The organism is Pseudomonas mucidolens (assembly GCF_900106045.1).
Taxonomy (GTDB): Bacteria; Pseudomonadota; Gammaproteobacteria; order Pseudomonadales; family Pseudomonadaceae; genus Aquipseudomonas; species Aquipseudomonas mucidolens.
This window is the reverse complement of sequence record NZ_LT629802.1, coordinates 3,133,721-3,151,526: the sequence shown is the minus strand read 5'-3', so window position 1 is coordinate 3,151,526 and position 17,806 is coordinate 3,133,721. Positions and strand designations below refer to the sequence as shown.

The window sequence follows — 17,806 nt, the reverse complement described above, 5'->3', positions numbered from 1 at the left end:
GTTAGTTAGGAATGTCATAGAATATATGACCGTCCCCTCCATTGTTGTACCACTTGATATGAGGTGTATCCCCAAAACCGCCCTCTGGAGCCATGTGTTGTTCATATCCCTTCGGATACTTTGCTACGCCATCAGCGCGAGCACTTTGCGTATGGGCTTTGTAGCGGTTCATATTGCCTTGTGATTCTTTCAAGAAAGCCTTGGCGTCTGAGCTTGAGTTTACTTTTACCTGGAATTTTTCCCCATTGGCCATGGCTGTCCGGCTATCTATGACTGCTTGTTTCCACTCTTTTGAGCCCTTAGTCATTGCACGCATCTGGGATGCTTTTTGATTCAGTTTTCCCCTATAAGCACTGCACGCCAAGCCTTTAGGGTCGACCCACCCAAAAGGGTTCGGCGAATATTGATAAAGGTTAAATCCCCCTACCAACCCAATCGGATCCGGCGTCGTAAACCGCCCCACATCCGGATCATAAAACCGAAACGTATTAAAGTGCAGCCCCGTCTCCCGGTCCAGATACTGGCCCTGAAACCTTAGGTTCTGCTCCTCGATGTAATACGGCTCGCGCACTTCTTCCAGCGTGTTGCCCCACACCCGATACGTCGCTTGCCAAACGTTATGTCCATCCGCTTCGGTGAGTTGTTCCGGCAGGCCGTTGAGGTCGTTGTGGTAGTAGCGGATTTTTTGCAGCGGGCCGCTGCCGTCGACGCGGGCCAGGGGTTGGTAGCCTTCGTCTTCGTAAACATAAAGGCTGGTCTGGCTGTGTTTGTGTTCCTGCAGCAGGCGCAGGCCGTCCCAGGTGAAGCGGGTTTCGCCGAGGGGATAACCGTCGCTGCCGTGTTCGGTTTTTTCGATGCGCCGGCCCAATGGGTCGTAGGTCATTTTGACCACGCTGGCGTTGTCGTTGCGCACTTCGATCAGGCGACCTTCGGCGTCGTAGGCGAAGCGTTGCAGGCCGCGTGTGGCGCTGCGTTTTTCGATCATCCGGCCAAAGGCGTCGTAACGGTAGCGCTTGTCCTGGTAGGTCAGCAGTTTGTTGTGCACCACCAGCCCGGCACCGGTTTGCGGGCCGTCGAGCAGGTTGGCGGCGGCGTCGTAGGCGAAGGTTTCGCGCTGGCCGTGCTGGCTGTCTTGGCTGGCGATGATGCGGCCGGTGGCGTCGTAGTGCAGCAGTTGGCGCTGTTGCGCGGCGGGCTGTTGGTCGAGTTTGCCGATCAGGTTGTCGGCGGGGTCGTACTCGAAGTGTTTTTGCAGCGCCGCCGGCATCAGCGCGGGTTGGCTGCTGTGGCGGCGTTGGCGGGCGCGCAGGCGGCCGGTGCGGTCGTATTCGCTGCGGGTGCTGATCTGGCCCTGGGTGCGCAGCACTTCGCGGTGCAGGCGGTCGCGTTCGAAGTCGCTGATGACCTGGCCGTCGAGGTTGATCTGGTGCAGGTGGCCGCTGCCGTAGTACAGGCGATTGAGCCAGCGGCCGTCGGGCAGTTGGCTCTGGATGAGGTTGCCGAGTTCGTCGTAGTGATGCTGCAGGCTGCCGGTGGCGCTGTGTTCGCTGAGCAACTGGCCGAGCGGGTCGTAGGCAAAACCCAGGGTTTGCGCGGTGCCGTGCAGATCGGTGAAGGTGACGGCGGTGAGCTGGTCTAGCGCATCGTAAGTGTATTCGGTGCGGCCATCGTCGGTGACCTTGGCGATCAGTCGGCCCACGGCGTCGCGTTCCAGGCGGTGGACGATGGGCGCTGGCGGCGCTTCGGGAATGACTGCCAGGCCCGTGCCGTAGGGCGCGGGGAGCGCCGTCAGCGCCGCGACGTTGTCGAGTAAATCGTAGGCGTAGCGCTTGGCGCTGCCGTCCAGATCCTGCTGCTCGGTTAGCCGATCGCCGGCATCCCAGGCGAACCGATAACGCTCGCCGTTTTCGTTGGTCAGCGTTTGCAGCCGCCCGTAGCTGTCGTAGCCGAATTGCACCTGCCGCCCATGGGCGTCGGTGCGCTGGCGGACCTGGCCGCGGCGGTTGTGTTGGTAGAGCGTGGTGTGCCCGGCGGGATCGGTGTAGCCAGTCAACTGCCCGGCGATGTCGCGTTGGTAGTGCTCGGTGCGGCCGTCCGGCAATTGGCTGCTGAGCAAACGCCCCTGGGCGTCGTAGCTGAACTGGGTGCGCTCGCCGAGGGCGTCGGTGATGGTCTGTAAATAGCCGCGTTGGTCGTAGCTGAAGCGTGTCGGGTAGCCCGAGCAATCGATGTGTTCCACCAATTGGCCGAAGGGATTCCAGCGTAGTTTTTTACTTTTGCCGCTGGCGTCGATGATTTCCACTACTTGGCCGTGGGCGTCGTAGCGGTAGCGGGTGACATGCCCCAGCGGATCGGTTTCGGCGGTGCAGTTGCCGCGCTGATCGTAGCGGTATTTCCAGCTGTGGCCAGCGGCGTCGGTGTCTACCAGCGGCAGGGCCCAGTGTTCCAGCCATAACGTCGAATCGCTGCGGCCCAACGGATCGGTTTCGCCGATCAGGTTGCCAGCTTCATCGTAGCTGTAAGCATAGCGCCCGCCTTGCGGATCGGTGGCGCTGAGCATCTGGCGTTCGTCGTTCCACTCGAACAGCCAGGTCTGGCCGAGGTTGTCGCTGTAGCGGGTGATCTGGTGCTGGCTGTTCCACTGCCGCGTGCTGACCCGCTGCAAACCGTCGGTGATGCGGGTGAGGCCGGCCTTGAGGTCATAGTCGAACTGGTAGGCGTCGCCCTCGTCGGTCCAGTGGCGGACCACGCGCCATTCCAGCTCGTCGATCAACCCCCATTCGTAGAAGCAACGCAGCCCTGTGGGCAGTTGGTGTTCCACCATGCGCTGGCCGGCGTCGTAGCTGAAGCGCCGTTGCACCTGGCCGCTGGCGTCGCGCACTTCGCTCAGGTTGTGCGTCGCGTCGTAGGCGTAGCTGACCAGCACTTCGCGCTGTTGGTCGGGGTAGAGGCGTTCCAGGCGGCTGAGGTGTTCGCCTTCGCGGATCAGCTCGACGTGCACCTGATCGAAGGTGTCGCGCAGGCGTATCAGGCGTCCGGCGGCGTCGTAGTCGAGGAAGATGCGGTTGTCGTTGCGGTCGCCGAGCTGGCTCAGGCGCAGCCGTGAGGGGTTGGCGGGCGTGGGTTCGAACAGGCGATACAGGCCGTCATCGCTTTCGATCAGCATCTGCCCGTTGAGGTGGCGCCGCACGGCGAGGCCTTCACCGGGGCTGAACACCGCGCCGCCCAACGGGATCGCGCCCATGTCGATGAGCCGCGCCTGTTCGTCGGTGTAGACCAGGGTTTCGCCGCCTTCGGGGTGCGGACGGCTCTCGACGCACACTTCATAGGGCACGCTCCAGCCCGCACCCAGCAGGCTGCCCGAGCGTTCGTCGCGGCTGTTGTAGAAGCGCTGCCAGTCGATCGGCAGCACGCCGGGCAAGACGAAGTCCAGCTCTTCATCGCGACCCAGCACCTTGGCCCCGGTCGCGGCATGCACCGGGTTCGACGAGCCCATGGCGGCATTGGCCGCCGCGCCCATGGCGCTGCTGACCGCCATCGACGCCGCGCCCCCGGCCAGCATGCACGGCAGTTTGCTGAAGAACTTGCCCTTGCCACCCTTGAGCATCAGCAACGCGGTGACCGCCAGGCCCACGCCCGGGGTCTTGCCGCTGCGGATCTCACGCACCACCACCGAACCGCCGCCAATGGTCACGTTCGAGGAAATCAGCCCGGCTGACACCACCGTTGCATCGCAGGTGCTGCGATCACCGCTGCGCACCGCGGGCTGGCCGTTGATGGTGACCTTGTCCGAGCCTTCGGCCATGAATTGCGGCGGCATCGGCGGGTGCTTGGTGCAGATCACCAGGTCTTCCGGCCGGGTCTCGGTGCCGGGGGCGGGCGTGGCGACGGTGGGGCGCCACATCTGCGAGAAGAAATTGCCGGCCATGTCCAGGTAACTGGGCTCGGGTTGTTCTTCCGGCTCGAGCATCTCCAGCTCGGTGCCGGCCGGCGCCACATGCGACATCACGGCGCCGGCGGCGCGGGCCGAGGCGATATTGTTGGTGAAGGTGTCCTTGGAGCCGGTGAGGATGTTGGCCTGCACCGTGGGCGGAAACAACGCGTTGCCAATGCCCTCGCACATATCGCTCAGGCCTTCATCGGCGCCGGTCTTGCTCATGGCGATGCCAACGACCGTCCCCACCACTGCGCCAAGCAGGAAGCAACCCAGCCCGCCGGTGGCCACGGTGATACCGGTGGCCGCGACCACGGCAGCCGTCGCCAGGGCAGTGATCGCGATATTGGCCGCCACCTCCAGCACACCGCCGAGAATGTCGGCCATCATCGAGGTGTGGTTGAGCGCGTCGCCCATGCGGGCGGCCCAGAGCGCGTCAGACATGCAGGGTGCTCAGCGTTACGCGCTTAAGTGTTTCGATATCCATTGCGCCTATTTCCTTGGCGGTAATTGAGGGTCCGTCGCGAGGTTATATTAGCTTGACCACGGATTGAGCAGCGCCACGCCACTGTTTTGGAAGTCCGTCACGTTGCGGGTGACCACGGTCAATCCATGGACCAGCGCGGTGGCGGCAATCAGTGCATCGCATTGATTGCTGCGATCCGCTACGTGCAGGTGAGCGCAACGCAACGCGACGGCGCGGTCGACCGCCAGGATTCTGCCCGCAAACGCCGGCAGGACATGGTTATCCAGCCATGCCCGCAGGCGGCCGCCTTGTAGCGGATCCTTGCGTTCGAACCGCAACACACCGGTTTCCAGTTCCAATACGGTAATTGCCGAGACATACAGATTGGAGGCGGGCACGCTACGTGCCCAAGCCTGTACGTGTTTATCGGCCTGGGGTTTGCGCAATTCCGAGATGACGTTGGTGTCGAGCAAAAACATCAGGACAGGTCCACCGGCCGGGGAGTGATGACGGCGCGTTCGGTCTCGAAATCGATATCCGACGCATCGGGCATGACCAGCAACTCGACAAGGCTTGCGCCGATGCCGGTCAGTTTCTGGTACTCCTCAATACTTAGCAGCACATGGGCCGGCTTGCCACGGTCGGTGATGATGACCGGCCCCTGGCGGGAGGCTTTTTTGGCACCACTTGTGTCGTGGTTGAATTCGCGGCTGGAAATGGTGGTGATGGACATGACGGTGCCCTCGGAACTCGAATGTAGGCACGTTACTACCTGTGGCGGCTGTGAGCAAGCCAGACCGCCCCGACTCGTGGCGCCCACCCACAAAAAAGGCCCCGCCAACATTGCTTGACGGGGCCTTGAGTGTAACCAGCGGATGCCTTACTCGGCGTTCGCCGCTGGAGCCTGCTCGCCATGGGACAGGCTGTAAACGTAGGCAGCCAGCAGGTGCACCTTGTCGTTGCCTTGCAGGTGTTCCTGCGCAGGCATCTGGCCCTGGCGGCCGTAACGGATGGTCTGCTGCAACTGCGCGAAGCTCGAGCCGTAAATGAATGCGCCCGGATGAGTCAGGTCGGGTGCGCCCATCGCTGGAGTACCTTTACCGGCTGGGCCGTGGCACGCCACGCAGTTGGCGGCGAAGAGTTTCTCGCCGTTGGCCACGTCGGCCTTGGCGCCTTCCGGCAGCTTGCGGCCATCGAGCTGGGTCAATACGAACGCGGACACGTCGGCCACGCCTTGTTCGCCAATGACTTCGGCCCAGGCTGGCATCACCGCGTGACGGCCGCCCATGATCGAAGCCTTGATGGTTTCCGGCTCGCCGCCCCAGCGCCAGTCGGCGTCGGTCAGGTTCGGAAAGCCATAAGCGCCCTTGGCGTCGGAGCCGTGGCACACCGAGCAGTTGGAGGCGAACAGACGGCCGCCCATCTTCAACGCTTGCGGATCCTTGGCCACTTCTTCAATCGGCATGGAGGCGAACTTGGCGAAGATCGGCCCGAACTTGGCCTCCGAGCGTGCCATTTCCTTTTCCCACTCGTGCACGCCGGTCCAGCCGGTCTGGCCGTTGGCGAACGGGGTTTGCTTTTCGTTGTCGAGGTAGGCGTAGCCCGGCAGCAAGCCTTTCCAGTTGCCCAGGCCGGGGTACAACGCCAGGTAGCCCAGGGCGAAAACGATGGTGCCGACGAACAGCATGAACCACCACTTTGGCAGCGGGTTGTCGTATTCCTCGATCCCGTCGAACGAGTGGCCAACCGTCTCGTCCGTTTGCTCGGCGCGCTGGCCCTTGCGGGTCGACAGCAGCAGCCAGGTCAGGGCAAAAATGGTACCCAGACTGAGGACTGTGACGTACAGACTCCAGAACGTAGTCATTCTTTGTTACTCCTAGAAGCTTGCTCGACGTGCTTGATGGCTTCGGGATCATCCGCGAAAGGCAGCAAGGTCGCGTCTTCAAACTCTGACTTGCGCTTGGGGCTGAATACCCACAACGCCAGACCGATAAAGGCCACCATCACGACAACGGTGCCCAGGCCTCGAATCATCCCGATATCCATCTAAATCACCGTTTGCTTTTGATGATGGTGCCCAGGCCTTGCAGATAGGCCACCAGCGCGTCCATTTCGGTCTTGCCCTTTACAGCGGCCTCGGCACCGGCGATGTCTTCGTCGGTGTAAGGCACGCCCAGGGTGCGCAAGACTTGCATTTTCTTCGCCGTGTCTTTGCCGTCGAGCTTGTTTTCCACGAGGAACGGGTAGGCCGGCATTTTCGACTCGGGCACCACGTTGCGCGGGTTGTACAAGTGCGCACGCTGCCAGTCATCGGAGTAACGCCCGCCGACGCGCGCCAGGTCCGGCCCGGTGCGCTTGGAGCCCCACAGGAACGGGTGATCCCATACGCTTTCACCGGCTACCGAGTAGTGGCCGTAGCGTTCGGTTTCGGCGCGGAACGGACGGATCATCTGCGAGTGGCAGCCGACACAACCGTTGGCGATGTAGATATCGCGGCCTTCCAGTTCAAGGGCGGTGCGCGGCTTCATGCCTTCCACCGGCTTGTTGGTGACGTCCTGGAAAAACAGCGGGACGATCTGGGTCAGGCCGCCGATACTCACGGCGATGACCATGAAGAAGGCCAGCAGGCCGATATTCTTCTCTACGGCTTCATGCTTCATCAGTGCGCTCCCACAACGGCGATCTTGGCGGCGGCTTCGGCCTCTACAGAGTTGGAGGCACGCACGGTGCGCCAGACGTTGTAGGCCATGAACAGCATGCCGCTGGCAAAGAACGCACCACCGATGGCACGGACGATGAAACCAGGGTGGCTGGCTTGCAGCGCTTCGACGAAGGAGTAGGTGAGGGTGCCGTCATCGTTGATTGCACGCCACATCAGGCCCTGGGTGATGCCGTTGACCCACATCGAGGCGATGTAGAGCACGGTACCGATGGTGGCCAGCCAGAAGTGCGTATTGATCAGGCTGGTGCTGTGCATCTGCGCACGGCCGTAGAGCTTGGGAATCATGTGGTACAACGCGCCGATGGAAATCATCGCGACCCAGCCCAGGGCGCCGGCGTGTACGTGGCCGATGGTCCAGTCGGTGTAGTGCGACAACGAGTTGACGGTCTTGATCGCCATCATCGGACCTTCAAAGGTCGACATGCCGTAGAACGCCAGGGACACCACGAGGAAGCGCAGGATCGGGTCGGTGCGCAGCTTATGCCAGGCGCCCGAGAGGGTCATCATGCCGTTGATCATGCCGCCCCAGCTCGGTGCCAGCAGCACGATCGACATCGCCATGCCCAACGACTGCGCCCAATCCGGCAATGCAGTGTAGTGCAGGTGGTGCGGGCCGGCCCAGATATACAGGGTGATCAGTGCCCAGAAGTGCACGATGGACAGGCGATAGGAGTAGATCGGACGCTCGGCCTGTTTCGGCACGAAGTAGTACATCATTCCCAAAAAGCCGGTGGTCAGGAAGAAACCCACGGCGTTATGACCGTACCACCATTGGATCATCGCGTCCGTTGCCCCGGAGTAGGCCGAGTAGGACTTGAAGAAACTCACGGGCAGCGACGCGTGGTTGACGATGTGCAGCATCGCCGTCACGACGATAAACGCACCGTAGAACCAGTTGCCCACGTAGATGTGCTTGGTCTTGCGCTTGACGATGGTGCCGAAGAACACGATGCCATAGGTCACCCAGACGATCGCCAGAAGGATGGCAAGGGGCCATTCCAATTCCGCGTATTCCTTGGTGGTGGTGAAGCCCATTGGCAGGGTGATGATGGCGCCGATGATGACCGCTTGCCAGCCCCAGAAGGTGAAGGCGGCGAGACCGTCGGAAATCAGTCGCGTCTGGCAGGTTCGCTGCACGACATAGTAGGAAGTGGCAAACAGTGCGCATCCGCCGAAGGCGAAAATCACCAGGTTGGTGTGCAGCGGGCGTAGGCGTCCAAACGTCGTCCATGGCAAGTCGAAGTTCAACTCCGGCCAGACCAGTTGCGAGGCGATGAAGACTCCGAGCCCCATGCCAAGGATCCCCCAGACCACCGTCATGATGGCGAACTGGCGGACTACCTTATAGTTATAAGCAGTCGGACTGATTGCTGTGCTCATTCTAAGGTTCCACGGTTTAGGTGTTTTATTAGGATAAAAATCGGTCGCAAGTATGGAGAAAGCGGGGTGCCATTGCAACGTAACGCTGACCTGTGTCAAGGCGTTCCAAACCAGATTCTGCGCCCTTTCCATGTTTTGCGTAAGGACAAAATCCGAAATATAAAGTTGATCAAGTGGACAGGTTTTTCTCTGGTCGCGACGATTGTAGCCGCGTACGCCAAAACCGCTCCGCTGTGAGAGCAAGCGTAGACCCGAATGGCAGGAGGGGAAAGGTGTGCTTTGGAAGGGTGTGACACTTTGTCGCGTGTAACGGATTGCTGTAGGAGCGAGCTTGCTCGCGAAGATCGTCAACGATAATGCGCCAATCCTGAATGAGCGCGGTACCTTTGAGGTTTTCGCGAGGCTTACCCCTCGCTCCTACAGAAAAACCAGTTGCCGCCCCGGATCGGAGCGGCAGTCAACGCTTATTGCCCGGGGCTTTCAGGCGTTGCGCCATCAGCGTTGTGGGACAGACTGTAGACGTAGGCCGCCAGCAGGTGAACCTTGTCATTGCCTTGCAGCGCCTGCTGGGCCGGCATCTGGCCCTGGCGCCCGTGGCGGATGGTTTGTTGCAACTGCGCCAGGCTGGTGCCGTAGATAAAACCGGCAGGCTGCGTCAGGTTCGGCGCGCCCATGGCTTCGACACCATGACCTTCAGGACCGTGGCACGCAACACATGTGGTGGCGAACGCTTGCTGCCCGGCCGCCAGGTCGACCTGGCTGTCAGCTGGCAGCGGTAACTTGGCCAGGTCGTGACGCACATAAGCGGCGACGTTCTTGACGCCCTCTTCACCCAGCACTTCACCCCAGGCCGGCATTGCGGCATGGCGACCGTTCATGATGCTCTGCTTGATCGCTTCGGCCGAACCGCCCCAGCGCCAGTTGCTGTCCGCCAGATTCGGAAAGCCGTAGGCGCCCTTGGCATCCGAGCCGTGGCACACCGAACAGTTGGAGGCAAACAGACGGCCGCCCATTTTCAAGGCTTGCGGGTCTTTAGCCACTTCTTCTACGGGCATGGCTGAAAATTTGGCGAAGATAGGCCCGAACTTGGCGTCAGCCCTGGCCATTTCCTTGTCCCATTCCTTGGTTTGAGTCCAACCGTCTTCATAGCCTGGCAATAGGCCTTTCCAGTTACCCAGGCCCGGATACAGGATCAAGTAGCCGACGGCAAACACCAGCGTGCCGACGAACAACAGGAACCACCATTGGGGCAGGGGATTATCGTATTCCTCGATCCCGTCGAAAGCGTGGCCCATGGTCTGGTCGGCGCTGCCCTTGGTCTCGCCCCGGCGGGTGCCGAAAAGCAACCAGGTCAGGCCGATCAGGCTGCCGAGGGTCAGTACACAGATCCATGTACTCCAAAAGGTAGTCATGGCCGGATGCTCCTTGTTACAGGCTCTTCTTGAGCGTCGGATGGGGTGGCGATGTCCGGTGACGGTTCATCGGCAAATGGCAGCAGGCAGGCTTCGGCGAACTCCGGGTTGCGCTTGGCGTTGAACACCCACAGGGACAGGCCGATGAAGGCAAGCACCACCACCAGTGTGCCGAGGCCGCGGATCATTCCGATATCCAGTTCAAGTCCCATGGTTCACCTCTTGCTCTTGATCGCAGTGCCGAGCACTTGCAGATAGGCGACCAACGCGTCCATTTCGGTCTTGCCCTTGAGGCTGTCCACTGCGCCACTGATGTCGGCGTCGGTGTACGGCACGCCGAGGGTCCGCATGACCTTGAGCTTGGTTTCGGTGTGGCTGCTGTCGACTTGGGCGGTGACCAGCCATGGATAGGCCGGCATCTTCGATTCCGGCACTACGTTGCGCGGGTTGTACAGGTGCGCGCGATGCCAGTCGTCCGAGTAGCGAGCGCCGACGCGCGCCAGGTCCGGCCCGGTACGTTTGGAGCCCCACAGGAACGGGTGATCCCACACGCTTTCCCCGGCGACCGAGTAGTGACCGTAGCGTTCGGTCTCGGCGCGGAACGGCCGGATCATTTGCGAGTGGCACTGTACGCAGCCTTCGCGGATGTAAATGTCGCGACCTTCCAGTTGCAGCGCGGTGTAAGGCTTCATGCCTTCCACCGGCTTGTTGGTGACGTCCTGGAAGAACAGCGGCACGATCTGCGTCAAGCCACCGATGCTCACGGCGAGCACCATCAGCAGCATCAGCAGGCCGACGTTTTTTTCAATGGTTTCGTGTTTCATCACTGACTCCTCAGGCCATCTGCGCCGCAGCGGTGATTTCGGCGGGTTGCGCCGAACGCACGGTGCGCCAAGTGTTGTAAGCCATCAGGAACATGCCGCTGAGGAAGATCGCGCCACCCACCAACCGCACGATAAAGCCTGGGTGGCTGGCCACCAGGGTTTCGACGAAGGAGTAGGTCAAGGTGCCGTCTTCGTTGACCGCACGCCACATCAGGCCCTGGGCAATGCCGTTGACCCACATCGAGGCGATGTAGAGCACGGTGCCGATGGTGGCCAGCCAGAAGTGCGCGTTGATCAGGCCGAGGCTGTACATCTGCTCGCGACCGAAGACTTTCGGGATCATGTGGTACAGCGCGCCGATGGAAATCATCGCTACCCAGCCGAGGGCGCCGGCGTGTACATGGCCGATGGTCCAGTCGGTGTAGTGGGACAGCGAGTTGACGGTCTTGATCGCCATCATCGGACCTTCGAAGGTCGACATGCCGTAGAACGCCAGAGAGACCACAAGGAAGCGCAGGATCGGGTCGCTGCGCAACTTATGCCAGGCGCCTGAGAGGGTCATCATGCCGTTGATCATGCCGCCCCAGCTCGGGGCCAGCAGCACCAGCGACATCACCATGCCCAGCGATTGCGCCCAATCCGGCAGCGCGGTGTAGTGCAGGTGGTGAGGGCCGGCCCAGATATACAGGGTAATCAGCGCCCAGAAGTGCACGATGGACAAACGATAGGAATACACCGGACGCTCGGCCTGTTTTGGCACGAAGTAGTACATCATCCCCAGGAAGCCGGCGGTCAGGAAGAAACCTACCGCGTTGTGGCCATACCACCATTGCACCATGGCATCTGTCGCACCGCCGTACAGCGAGTAGGACTTGGTCAGGCTGACCGGAATTTCCAGGTTGTTGACGATATGCAGGATTGCCACGGTGAGGATGAAGCCGCCAAAGAACCAGTTACCGACGTAGATGTGTTTGGTGTTGCGCTTGGCCACGGTGCCAAAGAACACGATGGCGTAGGCCACCCAGACAATGGTGATCAGAATATCGATGGGCCATTCCAGTTCGGCGTATTCCTTGGAGCTGGTGTAGCCCAGCGGCAAGGAGATCGCAGCCAGGACAATGACCAACTGCCAGCCCCAGAAGCAGAACGCGGCGATTTTCGGCGCGAACAGTTGTGTCTGGCAGGTGCGCTGTACCGAATAGAAAGAGCTGGCGAACAGCGCGCAACCACCAAAGGCGAAGATCACCGCGTTGGTGTGCAGCGGGCGCAACCGACCGAAACTGGTCCAAGGCAAGTTGAAGTTGAGTTCGGGCCATACCAACTGGGCCGCGAGAAAAACCCCGAGGCCCATGCCGACGATGCCCCACACCACCGTCATAATGGCGAATTGGCGGACCACCTTGTAGTTATAGGCGGTACTTAAAGTAGTGTTCATGGTTCCCCATCCACGGTTCAACCCAAGTCGATGCGGCACTTGGGCTGGAGTTATAGGCAGACTAAAAAGCGAGGCAAGCATGGGCAAAGAGCACAAGGCCAGTATTGACGGGGATCAATGGGCGCAGTGTGTGCGTGAGCGCGGCTGGCTGTGGGATGTGGCCTCGGGCGCAGCGCCGGGCCACGGCGCGACGCTGATTCTGGCCCACGGCGCCGGTGCGCCGATGGACTCAGGTTTTATGAATGACATGGCTGCACGCCTTGCCGGGCATGGGGTCAACGTATTGCGCTTCGAGTTTCCCTACATGGCCCAGCGGCGTCTGGACGGTGGCAAGCGACCGCCAAACCCGGCACCTAAACTGCTGGAGTGTTGGCGTGAGGTATATGCCCAGGTGCGACGCCATGTCACGGGGCGACTTGCCGTCGGTGGCAAGTCCATGGGCGGGCGGATGGCCAGTTTATTGGCCGATGAGCTGGCGGCTGATGGGCTTGTGTGCCTGGGCTACCCGTTCTATGCGGTGGGCAAGCCGGAAAAGCCGCGGGTCGAGCATCTGGCCGGGCTGAAGACGCCGACGTTGATTGTTCAGGGCGAACGGGATGCGCTGGGGAATCGAGCGGCGGTCGCGGGGTACGCACTGTCGCCGAGCATCGAAATGCTCTGGCTGGTGGCGGGGGATCATGATTTGAAGCCGTTGAAGGCCTCGGGGTTCAGTCATGCACAGCATCTGGAGGCTGCGGCAGTGCGAGTGGCGGGATTCCTCGGCGCCTGTTAGGGCCGCATCGCAGGCAAGCCAGCGCCTACATTTGAATGTATTCGCAATTCAAGTGTAGGCGCTGGCTTGCCTGCGATAGCGATCTATCGGTTAAAACGTTCCACCAGGGAGTACTGCGTATTCGCCGTGTGGGTCAGCTCTTCACTCAACTGCGCCGAGTTCAAGGCCTGTTCCGAGGTCTGATCCGCCAGCAGTGCGATGGTGCTGATGTTGCGGCTGATCTCTTCAGCCACCGAGCTTTGTTCTTCGGTCGCGGCGGCGATCTGGGTGGTCATGTCGGTGATATGCGCTACGGCTTCGCTGATGCCCACCAGCGCCTGATCCGCCTCCATGACACGGGCCACGCCTTCTTCTGCCTGACGATGCCCGGCGTCCATGGTTTGTACGGCGGTGCTGGCGGTCTGTTGCAGCTTGGCGATCAGCGCGTGAATCTGCCCGGTGGATTCGCTGGTGCGTTGGGCCAGTTGCCGCACTTCGTCGGCGACCACCGCAAAACCACGGCCCATCTCACCGGCACGGGCCGCTTCGATGGCGGCGTTCAGGGCCAGCAGGTTGGTCTGGTCGGCGATGCCTTTGATCACATCCACCACGCCGCCGATTTCGTCACTGTCCTTGGCCAGTTGAGTCACCGTTGCACCGGTTTCCCCGACCACTACTGACAAGCGCTGAATGGCTTCGCGGGTTTCCCCGGCGATATCGCGACCGCGACCGGTCAGGCGATTGGCTTCCTGGGTGGCATCGGCCGTGCGCTGCACATGGCTGGCGACTTCCTGGGTGGTCGCGGCCATCTGATTGATCGCCGTGGCCACCTGCTCGGTTTCCACCCGCTGGCGTTCCAGACCGGTGGAACTGTTATGCGCCAGGGTATTGGACTGCCGCGCCTGGTCGTTGAGGTGCTCGGCGGTGTCCTGCAAACGTGTCAGACAGGTTTTCAAGCGCGCTTCCTGGCTTAGGATCGACATCTCCAGTCGTGCTTGTGCACCACGGCTGTCGGTGTACATCTGCGCGATCAGCGGGTCCGAGGTGGTTTGCTCGGCCAGGCGCAACAAACGCTTCAGACCGCGCTGTTGCCAGCTCAGGCCGAGCAATCCCAGCGGCACCGAGAGGGCAGCGGCCAGGGCGAAACCCCATTGGGAATTGAGCCAGATGCCGATCAGGAAACTCAGTTGGCTGACCAGAATAAAGGGTAGCCAGTCCTGCAGTACCGGCAGCCATTTGTCGCTGCGTGGAATGGCCGACTTGCCTTGGTTGATGCGCAGATACAGCGCTTCGGCCCGACGGATCTGCTCGGCCGTGGGTTTGACCCGCACCGATTCATAGCCGACCACCTGTTGGCCCTCGAAGACCGGTGTCATGTAGGCATTGACCCAGTAGTGGTCGCCGGACTTGCAGCGGTTTTTAACGATACCCATCCAAGGCAAGCCTTGTTTGAGCGTCACCCACATGTGTGCGAACACCGCCGTCGGCACGTCCGGGTGACGCACCAGGTTGTGCGGGGCACGGATTATTTCTTCCCGGGAAAACCCACTGATCTCTACAAACGCATCGTTGCAGTAAGTGATCACGCCTTTGGCGTCAGTGGTGGAGATCAACCGTTGCTGAGCGGGGAAGGTACGTTCGCGCTGGGTAACGGGCTGGTTATTACGCATGACTGTTCAATCCGCAAGGCTTTGATAGGTTGTCGACCAGCCGCGCCTTTTATTTAACTTGTTTTTGCAATAATTAGCGCGGCTTCGCGCATCCCTCAGCCGCTGCTGGCGTATGTCGCAATCGTTGTGTGATCAGGCTTTCAGCCCGCCAGCAGCGGATAGGTGAATAATCCGAAATGCAGCAAATTCAAGCCAAAATGAGTGGCAATAGCCGCGACCAAACCGCTAAGCCACCGCACACGGCAGCCCACATGAAAACACCGCCCGAAGGCGGTGTCTTGTCAGGCGTGGTGCCTTATGCCTCGATCAGTTGGCGCAGCACGTAGTGCAAGATCCCCCCGGCCTTGAAGTACTCCACCTCATTCAACGTATCGATCCGGCACAGCACCTCGACCTGCTCGCGATTGCCATCTTCGCGGGTTATCACCAGCGTCAGGTTCATTCGAGGGCCAAGCGTCGCACCGGTCAGGCCGAGGATGTCGATCTTTTCCTTGCCTGTCAGCTTCAAGCTCTTGCGGTTCTGATCCAGCTTGAACTGCAGCGGCAGCACGCCCATGCCTACCAGGTTGGAACGGTGAATCCGTTCAAAACTCTCGGCAATCACCGCCTTGACCCCCAGCAGATTGGTGCCCTTGGCGGCCCAGTCGCGGCTCGACCCGGTGCCGTATTCCTGGCCGGCGATGACCACCAGTGGCGTGCCGGAGGCCTGGTATTGCATTGCGGCATCATAAATCGGCATTTTTTCCCCGGTAGGGATATACAGCGTGTTGCCGCCTTCTTCGCCGCCCAGCATTTCATTGCGGATGCGGATATTGGCGAAGGTGCCGCGCATCATCACTTCATGGTTGCCGCGGCGTGAACCGTAGGAGTTGAAGTCCCGAGGTTCGACACCCTGTTCGCGCAGGTAACGACCGGCCGGGCTGTCAATCTTGATGTTGCCGGCAGGGGAAATGTGGTCGGTGGTCACCGAATCGCCAAGCAAGGCCAGGACATTGGCGCCCTGAACATCCTTGATTACCGGCAAGGGCCCGGCAATATCATCGAAGAACGGCGGATGCTGGATATAGGTGGAATCGTCCTGCCACACGTAAGTCGCGGCTTGCGGGACTTCGATGGCCTGCCATTGTTCGTCGCCGGCAAACACTTCGGCGTATTCCTTGTGGAACATGCCAGTGCTGACTTGGGCCACGGCGTCGGCGATTTCCTGGCTGCTGGGCCAGATGTCGCGCAGGTAAACCGGCTTGCCATCCTTGCCTTCGCCCAGCGGCTCACTGCTGATGTCGATACGCACGGTCCCTGCCAGGGCGTATGCCACGACGAGAGGCGGCGAGGCCAGCCAGTTGGTTTTCACCAGCGGATGGACGCGGCCTTCGAAGTTACGGTTACCCGACAGCACGGACGCGACGGCGAGGTCGGCTTTCTGGATAGCTTTCTCGATAGGTTCCGGCAATGGGCCGGAGTTGCCGATACAGGTGGTGCAGCCGTAACCCACCAGGTCGAAACCCAACTGATCCAAATAGTGGGTCAGGCCGGCGGCCTTGTAGTAATCGGTGACGACTTTGGAGCCAGGTGCCAGGGAGGTCTTTACCCACGGTTTGCGGGTCAGGCCTTTCTCCACGGCTTTTTTCGCGACCAGGCCCGCCGCCATCATCACGCTCGGGTTGGAGGTGTTGGTGCAAGAGGTGATCGCGGCGATCACCACCGCGCCATTTTTCAGGCGATACGTCTGACCTTCAAAGTCATAGTCCGCTTCGCCCACCATATCCGCGTTGCCTACTGCGACGCCGCCGCCGCCTTCGCTTTCCAGGCGGCCTTCTTCTTTGGTGGCGGGCTTGAACTGCAAGTCGAGGAAGTCGCTGAAGGCCTGGCCGACATTTGGCAGCGATACGCGATCCTGAGGGCGCTTCGGTCCGGCGAGGCTGGCTTCGACGGTACCCATGTCCAAGGCCAGGCTGTCCGTGAACACCGGCTCCTGGCCAGCGTTGCGCCACAAGCCCTGGGCTTTGGTATAGCTCTCCACCAATTTGATGGTTTCAACGGGGCGGCCTGACAGGCGCAGGTAGTCCAGCGTCACCTCGTCCACCGGGAAGAAACCACAGGTGGCGCCGTACTCCGGTGCCATGTTGGCGATGGTGGCGCGGTCGGCCAGCGGCAGATCGGCAAGGCCATCACCGTAAAATTCGACGAACTTGCCCACCACGCCTTTTTTACGCAGCATTTGCGTCACGGTCAGCACCAGGTCGGTGGCGGTGATGCCTTCCCTGAGTTTGCCGGTGAGCTTGAACCCAATGACTTCGGGGATCAGCATCGACACTGGTTGGCCGAGCATCGCGGCTTCGGCTTCAATCCCGCCCACGCCCCAGCCCAGTACGCCAAGGCCATTGATCATGGTGGTGTGGGAATCGGTGCCGACCAGCGTGTCGGGGAAGGCGTAAGTGCGGCCGTCTTCATCCTTGGTCCATACCGTACGACCGAGGTATTCCAGGTTTACCTGGTGGCAGATGCCGGTGCCGGGCGGCACCACGCTGAAGTTGTCGAAGGCGCTTTGGCCCCAACGCAAGAAAGCGTAGCGTTCGCCGTTGCGCTGCATTTCGATGTCGACGTTCTGTTCGAAAGCGTCGGCGTTGCCAAATTTGTCGACCATCACCGAGTGGTCAATCACCAGGTCGACCGGTGACAGCGGGTTGATGCGCTGGGGATCGCCTCCGGCCTTGGCCATGGCGGCGCGCATGGCGGCCAGGTCGACCACCGCGGGCACGCCGGTGAAGTCTTGCATCAGCACCCGCGCCGGGCGGTACTGAATCTCGCGGTCCGAACGGCGCTCCTTGAGCCAGGCGGCAATCGCCTTGAGGTCGGCACCGGTGACGGTTTTTTCGTCCTCCCAGCGCAGCAGGTTTTCCAGCAGCACTTTCAGGGACATCGGCAGCTTATCCAGATCGCCGAGGCTCTTGGCGGCTTCGGGCAGGCTGAAATAATGGTAGGTCTTGTTGTCTATTTCGAGTGTCTTCAGGGTTCTCAGGCTATCAAGGGATGACATTACATGACTCCTTTAGTCCGCACGGCTACGGACCTGACGGGACAAACAGAACTTCTAAACTAGCGCTGTTTTAGGTAGCTGGCTAATAACTGGACTCTATGGACATAACCAAGGTTCCGAAGTCAGCTATCATGCGCGCGTTTTCATGACAGGCTTTGCGCCAGAGCAAGGTCGG

Annotated in this window: 14 protein-coding genes and 1 pseudogene; 1 reads left to right on the top strand and 14 read right to left on the bottom strand. The window is 60.9% G+C overall.

Annotation, left to right across the window (positions count from 1 at the left end; all coding sequences use genetic code 11):
- Position 1 precedes the first annotated feature (1 nt).
- The 11 genes from BLU75_RS14500 to ccoN (BLU75_RS14450) all read right to left on the bottom strand — a co-directional run bounded on the left by BLU75_RS14500 (position 2) and on the right by ccoN (BLU75_RS14450) (position 12,173).
- Positions 2-4,378: an RHS repeat-associated core domain-containing protein gene (locus BLU75_RS14500; protein ID WP_090221487.1), complete on the bottom strand. Its 4,377-nt coding sequence runs from the start codon at positions 4,376-4,378 to the stop codon at positions 2-4.
- A 90-nt stretch (positions 4,379-4,468) separates the two neighbouring features.
- Positions 4,469-4,879, bottom strand: coding sequence for a type II toxin-antitoxin system VapC family toxin (locus BLU75_RS14495; RefSeq protein WP_084381619.1), 411 nt, complete (start codon positions 4,877-4,879; stop codon positions 4,469-4,471).
- Positions 4,879-5,133 carry a type II toxin-antitoxin system Phd/YefM family antitoxin gene (locus BLU75_RS14490; RefSeq protein WP_084381618.1) on the bottom strand — a complete coding sequence of 85 codons (255 nt, stop codon included), beginning with the start codon at positions 5,131-5,133 and terminating at the stop codon, positions 4,879-4,881. Before BLU75_RS14490 ends, BLU75_RS14495 begins: the two co-directional genes overlap by 1 nt.
- 147 nt (positions 5,134-5,280) lie before the next feature.
- A complete protein-coding gene (gene ccoP / locus BLU75_RS14485; protein WP_084381617.1) occupies positions 5,281-6,264 on the bottom strand; it encodes a cytochrome-c oxidase, cbb3-type subunit III in 984 nt (327 codons plus the stop codon).
- Positions 6,261-6,446, bottom strand: a complete 186-nt coding sequence (locus BLU75_RS14480) for a CcoQ/FixQ family Cbb3-type cytochrome c oxidase assembly chaperone (protein ID WP_003175465.1) — start codon at positions 6,444-6,446, stop codon at positions 6,261-6,263. The genes ccoP (BLU75_RS14485) and BLU75_RS14480 overlap by 4 nt, the downstream gene beginning before the upstream one ends.
- A gap of 5 nt (positions 6,447-6,451) precedes the next feature.
- Entirely contained in the window at positions 6,452-7,060 is a 609-nt protein-coding gene (ccoO, locus tag BLU75_RS14475) for a cytochrome-c oxidase, cbb3-type subunit II (RefSeq protein WP_084381616.1), read from the bottom strand.
- Positions 7,060-8,502, bottom strand: a complete 1,443-nt coding sequence (ccoN, locus tag BLU75_RS14470; RefSeq protein ID WP_084381615.1) for a cytochrome-c oxidase, cbb3-type subunit I — start codon at positions 8,500-8,502, stop codon at positions 7,060-7,062. Before ccoN (BLU75_RS14470) ends, ccoO (BLU75_RS14475) begins: the two co-directional genes overlap by 1 nt.
- Before the next feature lie 464 nt (positions 8,503-8,966).
- Positions 8,967-9,914 (bottom strand): cytochrome-c oxidase, cbb3-type subunit III, encoded by a 948-nt coding sequence (gene ccoP, locus BLU75_RS14465; protein WP_084381614.1) that lies wholly within the window; start codon positions 9,912-9,914, stop codon positions 8,967-8,969.
- Entirely contained in the window at positions 9,911-10,126 is a 216-nt protein-coding gene (locus tag BLU75_RS14460; protein WP_084381613.1) for a cbb3-type cytochrome oxidase subunit 3, read from the bottom strand. Before BLU75_RS14460 ends, ccoP (BLU75_RS14465) begins: the two co-directional genes overlap by 4 nt.
- A 3-nt stretch (positions 10,127-10,129) precedes the next feature.
- Positions 10,130-10,738, bottom strand: a complete 609-nt coding sequence (gene ccoO, locus BLU75_RS14455) for a cytochrome-c oxidase, cbb3-type subunit II (protein ID WP_084381612.1) — start codon at positions 10,736-10,738, stop codon at positions 10,130-10,132.
- Between the two features lie 10 nt (positions 10,739-10,748).
- Complete coding sequence (gene ccoN, locus BLU75_RS14450; RefSeq protein ID WP_084381611.1) at positions 10,749-12,173, bottom strand: cytochrome-c oxidase, cbb3-type subunit I; 1,425 nt, start codon at positions 12,171-12,173, stop codon at positions 10,749-10,751.
- A gap of 79 nt (positions 12,174-12,252) precedes the next feature.
- On the opposite strand from ccoN (BLU75_RS14450), the gene BLU75_RS14445 reads away from it, so the two are divergent.
- A complete protein-coding gene (locus BLU75_RS14445; RefSeq protein WP_084381610.1) occupies positions 12,253-12,945 on the top strand; it encodes an alpha/beta family hydrolase in 693 nt (230 codons plus the stop codon).
- Between the two features lie 83 nt (positions 12,946-13,028).
- Here the strand turns inward: BLU75_RS14445 and BLU75_RS14440 are convergent, their stop codons facing one another.
- The 3 genes and pseudogenes from BLU75_RS14440 to acnA form a co-directional block, all read right to left on the bottom strand.
- Positions 13,029-14,594: a methyl-accepting chemotaxis protein gene (locus tag BLU75_RS14440; RefSeq protein ID WP_084381609.1), complete on the bottom strand. Its 1,566-nt coding sequence runs from the start codon at positions 14,592-14,594 to the stop codon at positions 13,029-13,031.
- Between the two features lie 140 nt (positions 14,595-14,734).
- Positions 14,735-14,818, bottom strand: a pseudogene (locus BLU75_RS27285) (CPBP family intramembrane glutamate endopeptidase); the annotation flags it as partial.
- Positions 14,819-14,889: 71 nt separating this feature from the next.
- Entirely contained in the window at positions 14,890-17,631 is a 2,742-nt protein-coding gene (gene acnA, locus BLU75_RS14435; RefSeq protein ID WP_084381608.1) for an aconitate hydratase AcnA, read from the bottom strand.
- Positions 17,632-17,806 lie beyond the last annotated feature (175 nt).

Bases quoted from the DNA above. Each gene is read 5' to 3' on its own strand.
- BLU75_RS14500 (WP_090221487.1), bottom strand. From the start codon at position 4,378: ATGTCTGACGCGCTCTGGGCCGCCCGCATGGGCGACGCGCTCAACCAC.
- BLU75_RS14495 (WP_084381619.1), bottom strand. From the start codon at position 4,879: ATGTTTTTGCTCGACACCAACGTCATCTCGGAATTGCGCAAACCCCAG.
- BLU75_RS14490 (WP_084381618.1), bottom strand. From the start codon at position 5,133: ATGTCCATCACCACCATTTCCAGCCGCGAATTCAACCACGACACAAGT.
- ccoP (WP_084381617.1), bottom strand. From the start codon at position 6,264: ATGACTACGTTCTGGAGTCTGTACGTCACAGTCCTCAGTCTGGGTACC.
- BLU75_RS14480 (WP_003175465.1), bottom strand. From the start codon at position 6,446: ATGGATATCGGGATGATTCGAGGCCTGGGCACCGTTGTCGTGATGGTG.
- ccoO (WP_084381616.1), bottom strand. From the start codon at position 7,060: ATGAAGCATGAAGCCGTAGAGAAGAATATCGGCCTGCTGGCCTTCTTC.
- ccoN (WP_084381615.1), bottom strand. From the start codon at position 8,502: ATGAGCACAGCAATCAGTCCGACTGCTTATAACTATAAGGTAGTCCGC.
- ccoP (WP_084381614.1), bottom strand. From the start codon at position 9,914: ATGACTACCTTTTGGAGTACATGGATCTGTGTACTGACCCTCGGCAGC.
- BLU75_RS14460 (WP_084381613.1), bottom strand. From the start codon at position 10,126: ATGGGACTTGAACTGGATATCGGAATGATCCGCGGCCTCGGCACACTG.
- ccoO (WP_084381612.1), bottom strand. From the start codon at position 10,738: ATGAAACACGAAACCATTGAAAAAAACGTCGGCCTGCTGATGCTGCTG.
- ccoN (WP_084381611.1), bottom strand. From the start codon at position 12,173: ATGAACACTACTTTAAGTACCGCCTATAACTACAAGGTGGTCCGCCAA.
- BLU75_RS14445 (WP_084381610.1), top strand. From the start codon at position 12,253: ATGGGCAAAGAGCACAAGGCCAGTATTGACGGGGATCAATGGGCGCAG.
- BLU75_RS14440 (WP_084381609.1), bottom strand. From the start codon at position 14,594: ATGCGTAATAACCAGCCCGTTACCCAGCGCGAACGTACCTTCCCCGCT.
- acnA (WP_084381608.1), bottom strand. From the start codon at position 17,631: ATGTCATCCCTTGATAGCCTGAGAACCCTGAAGACACTCGAAATAGAC.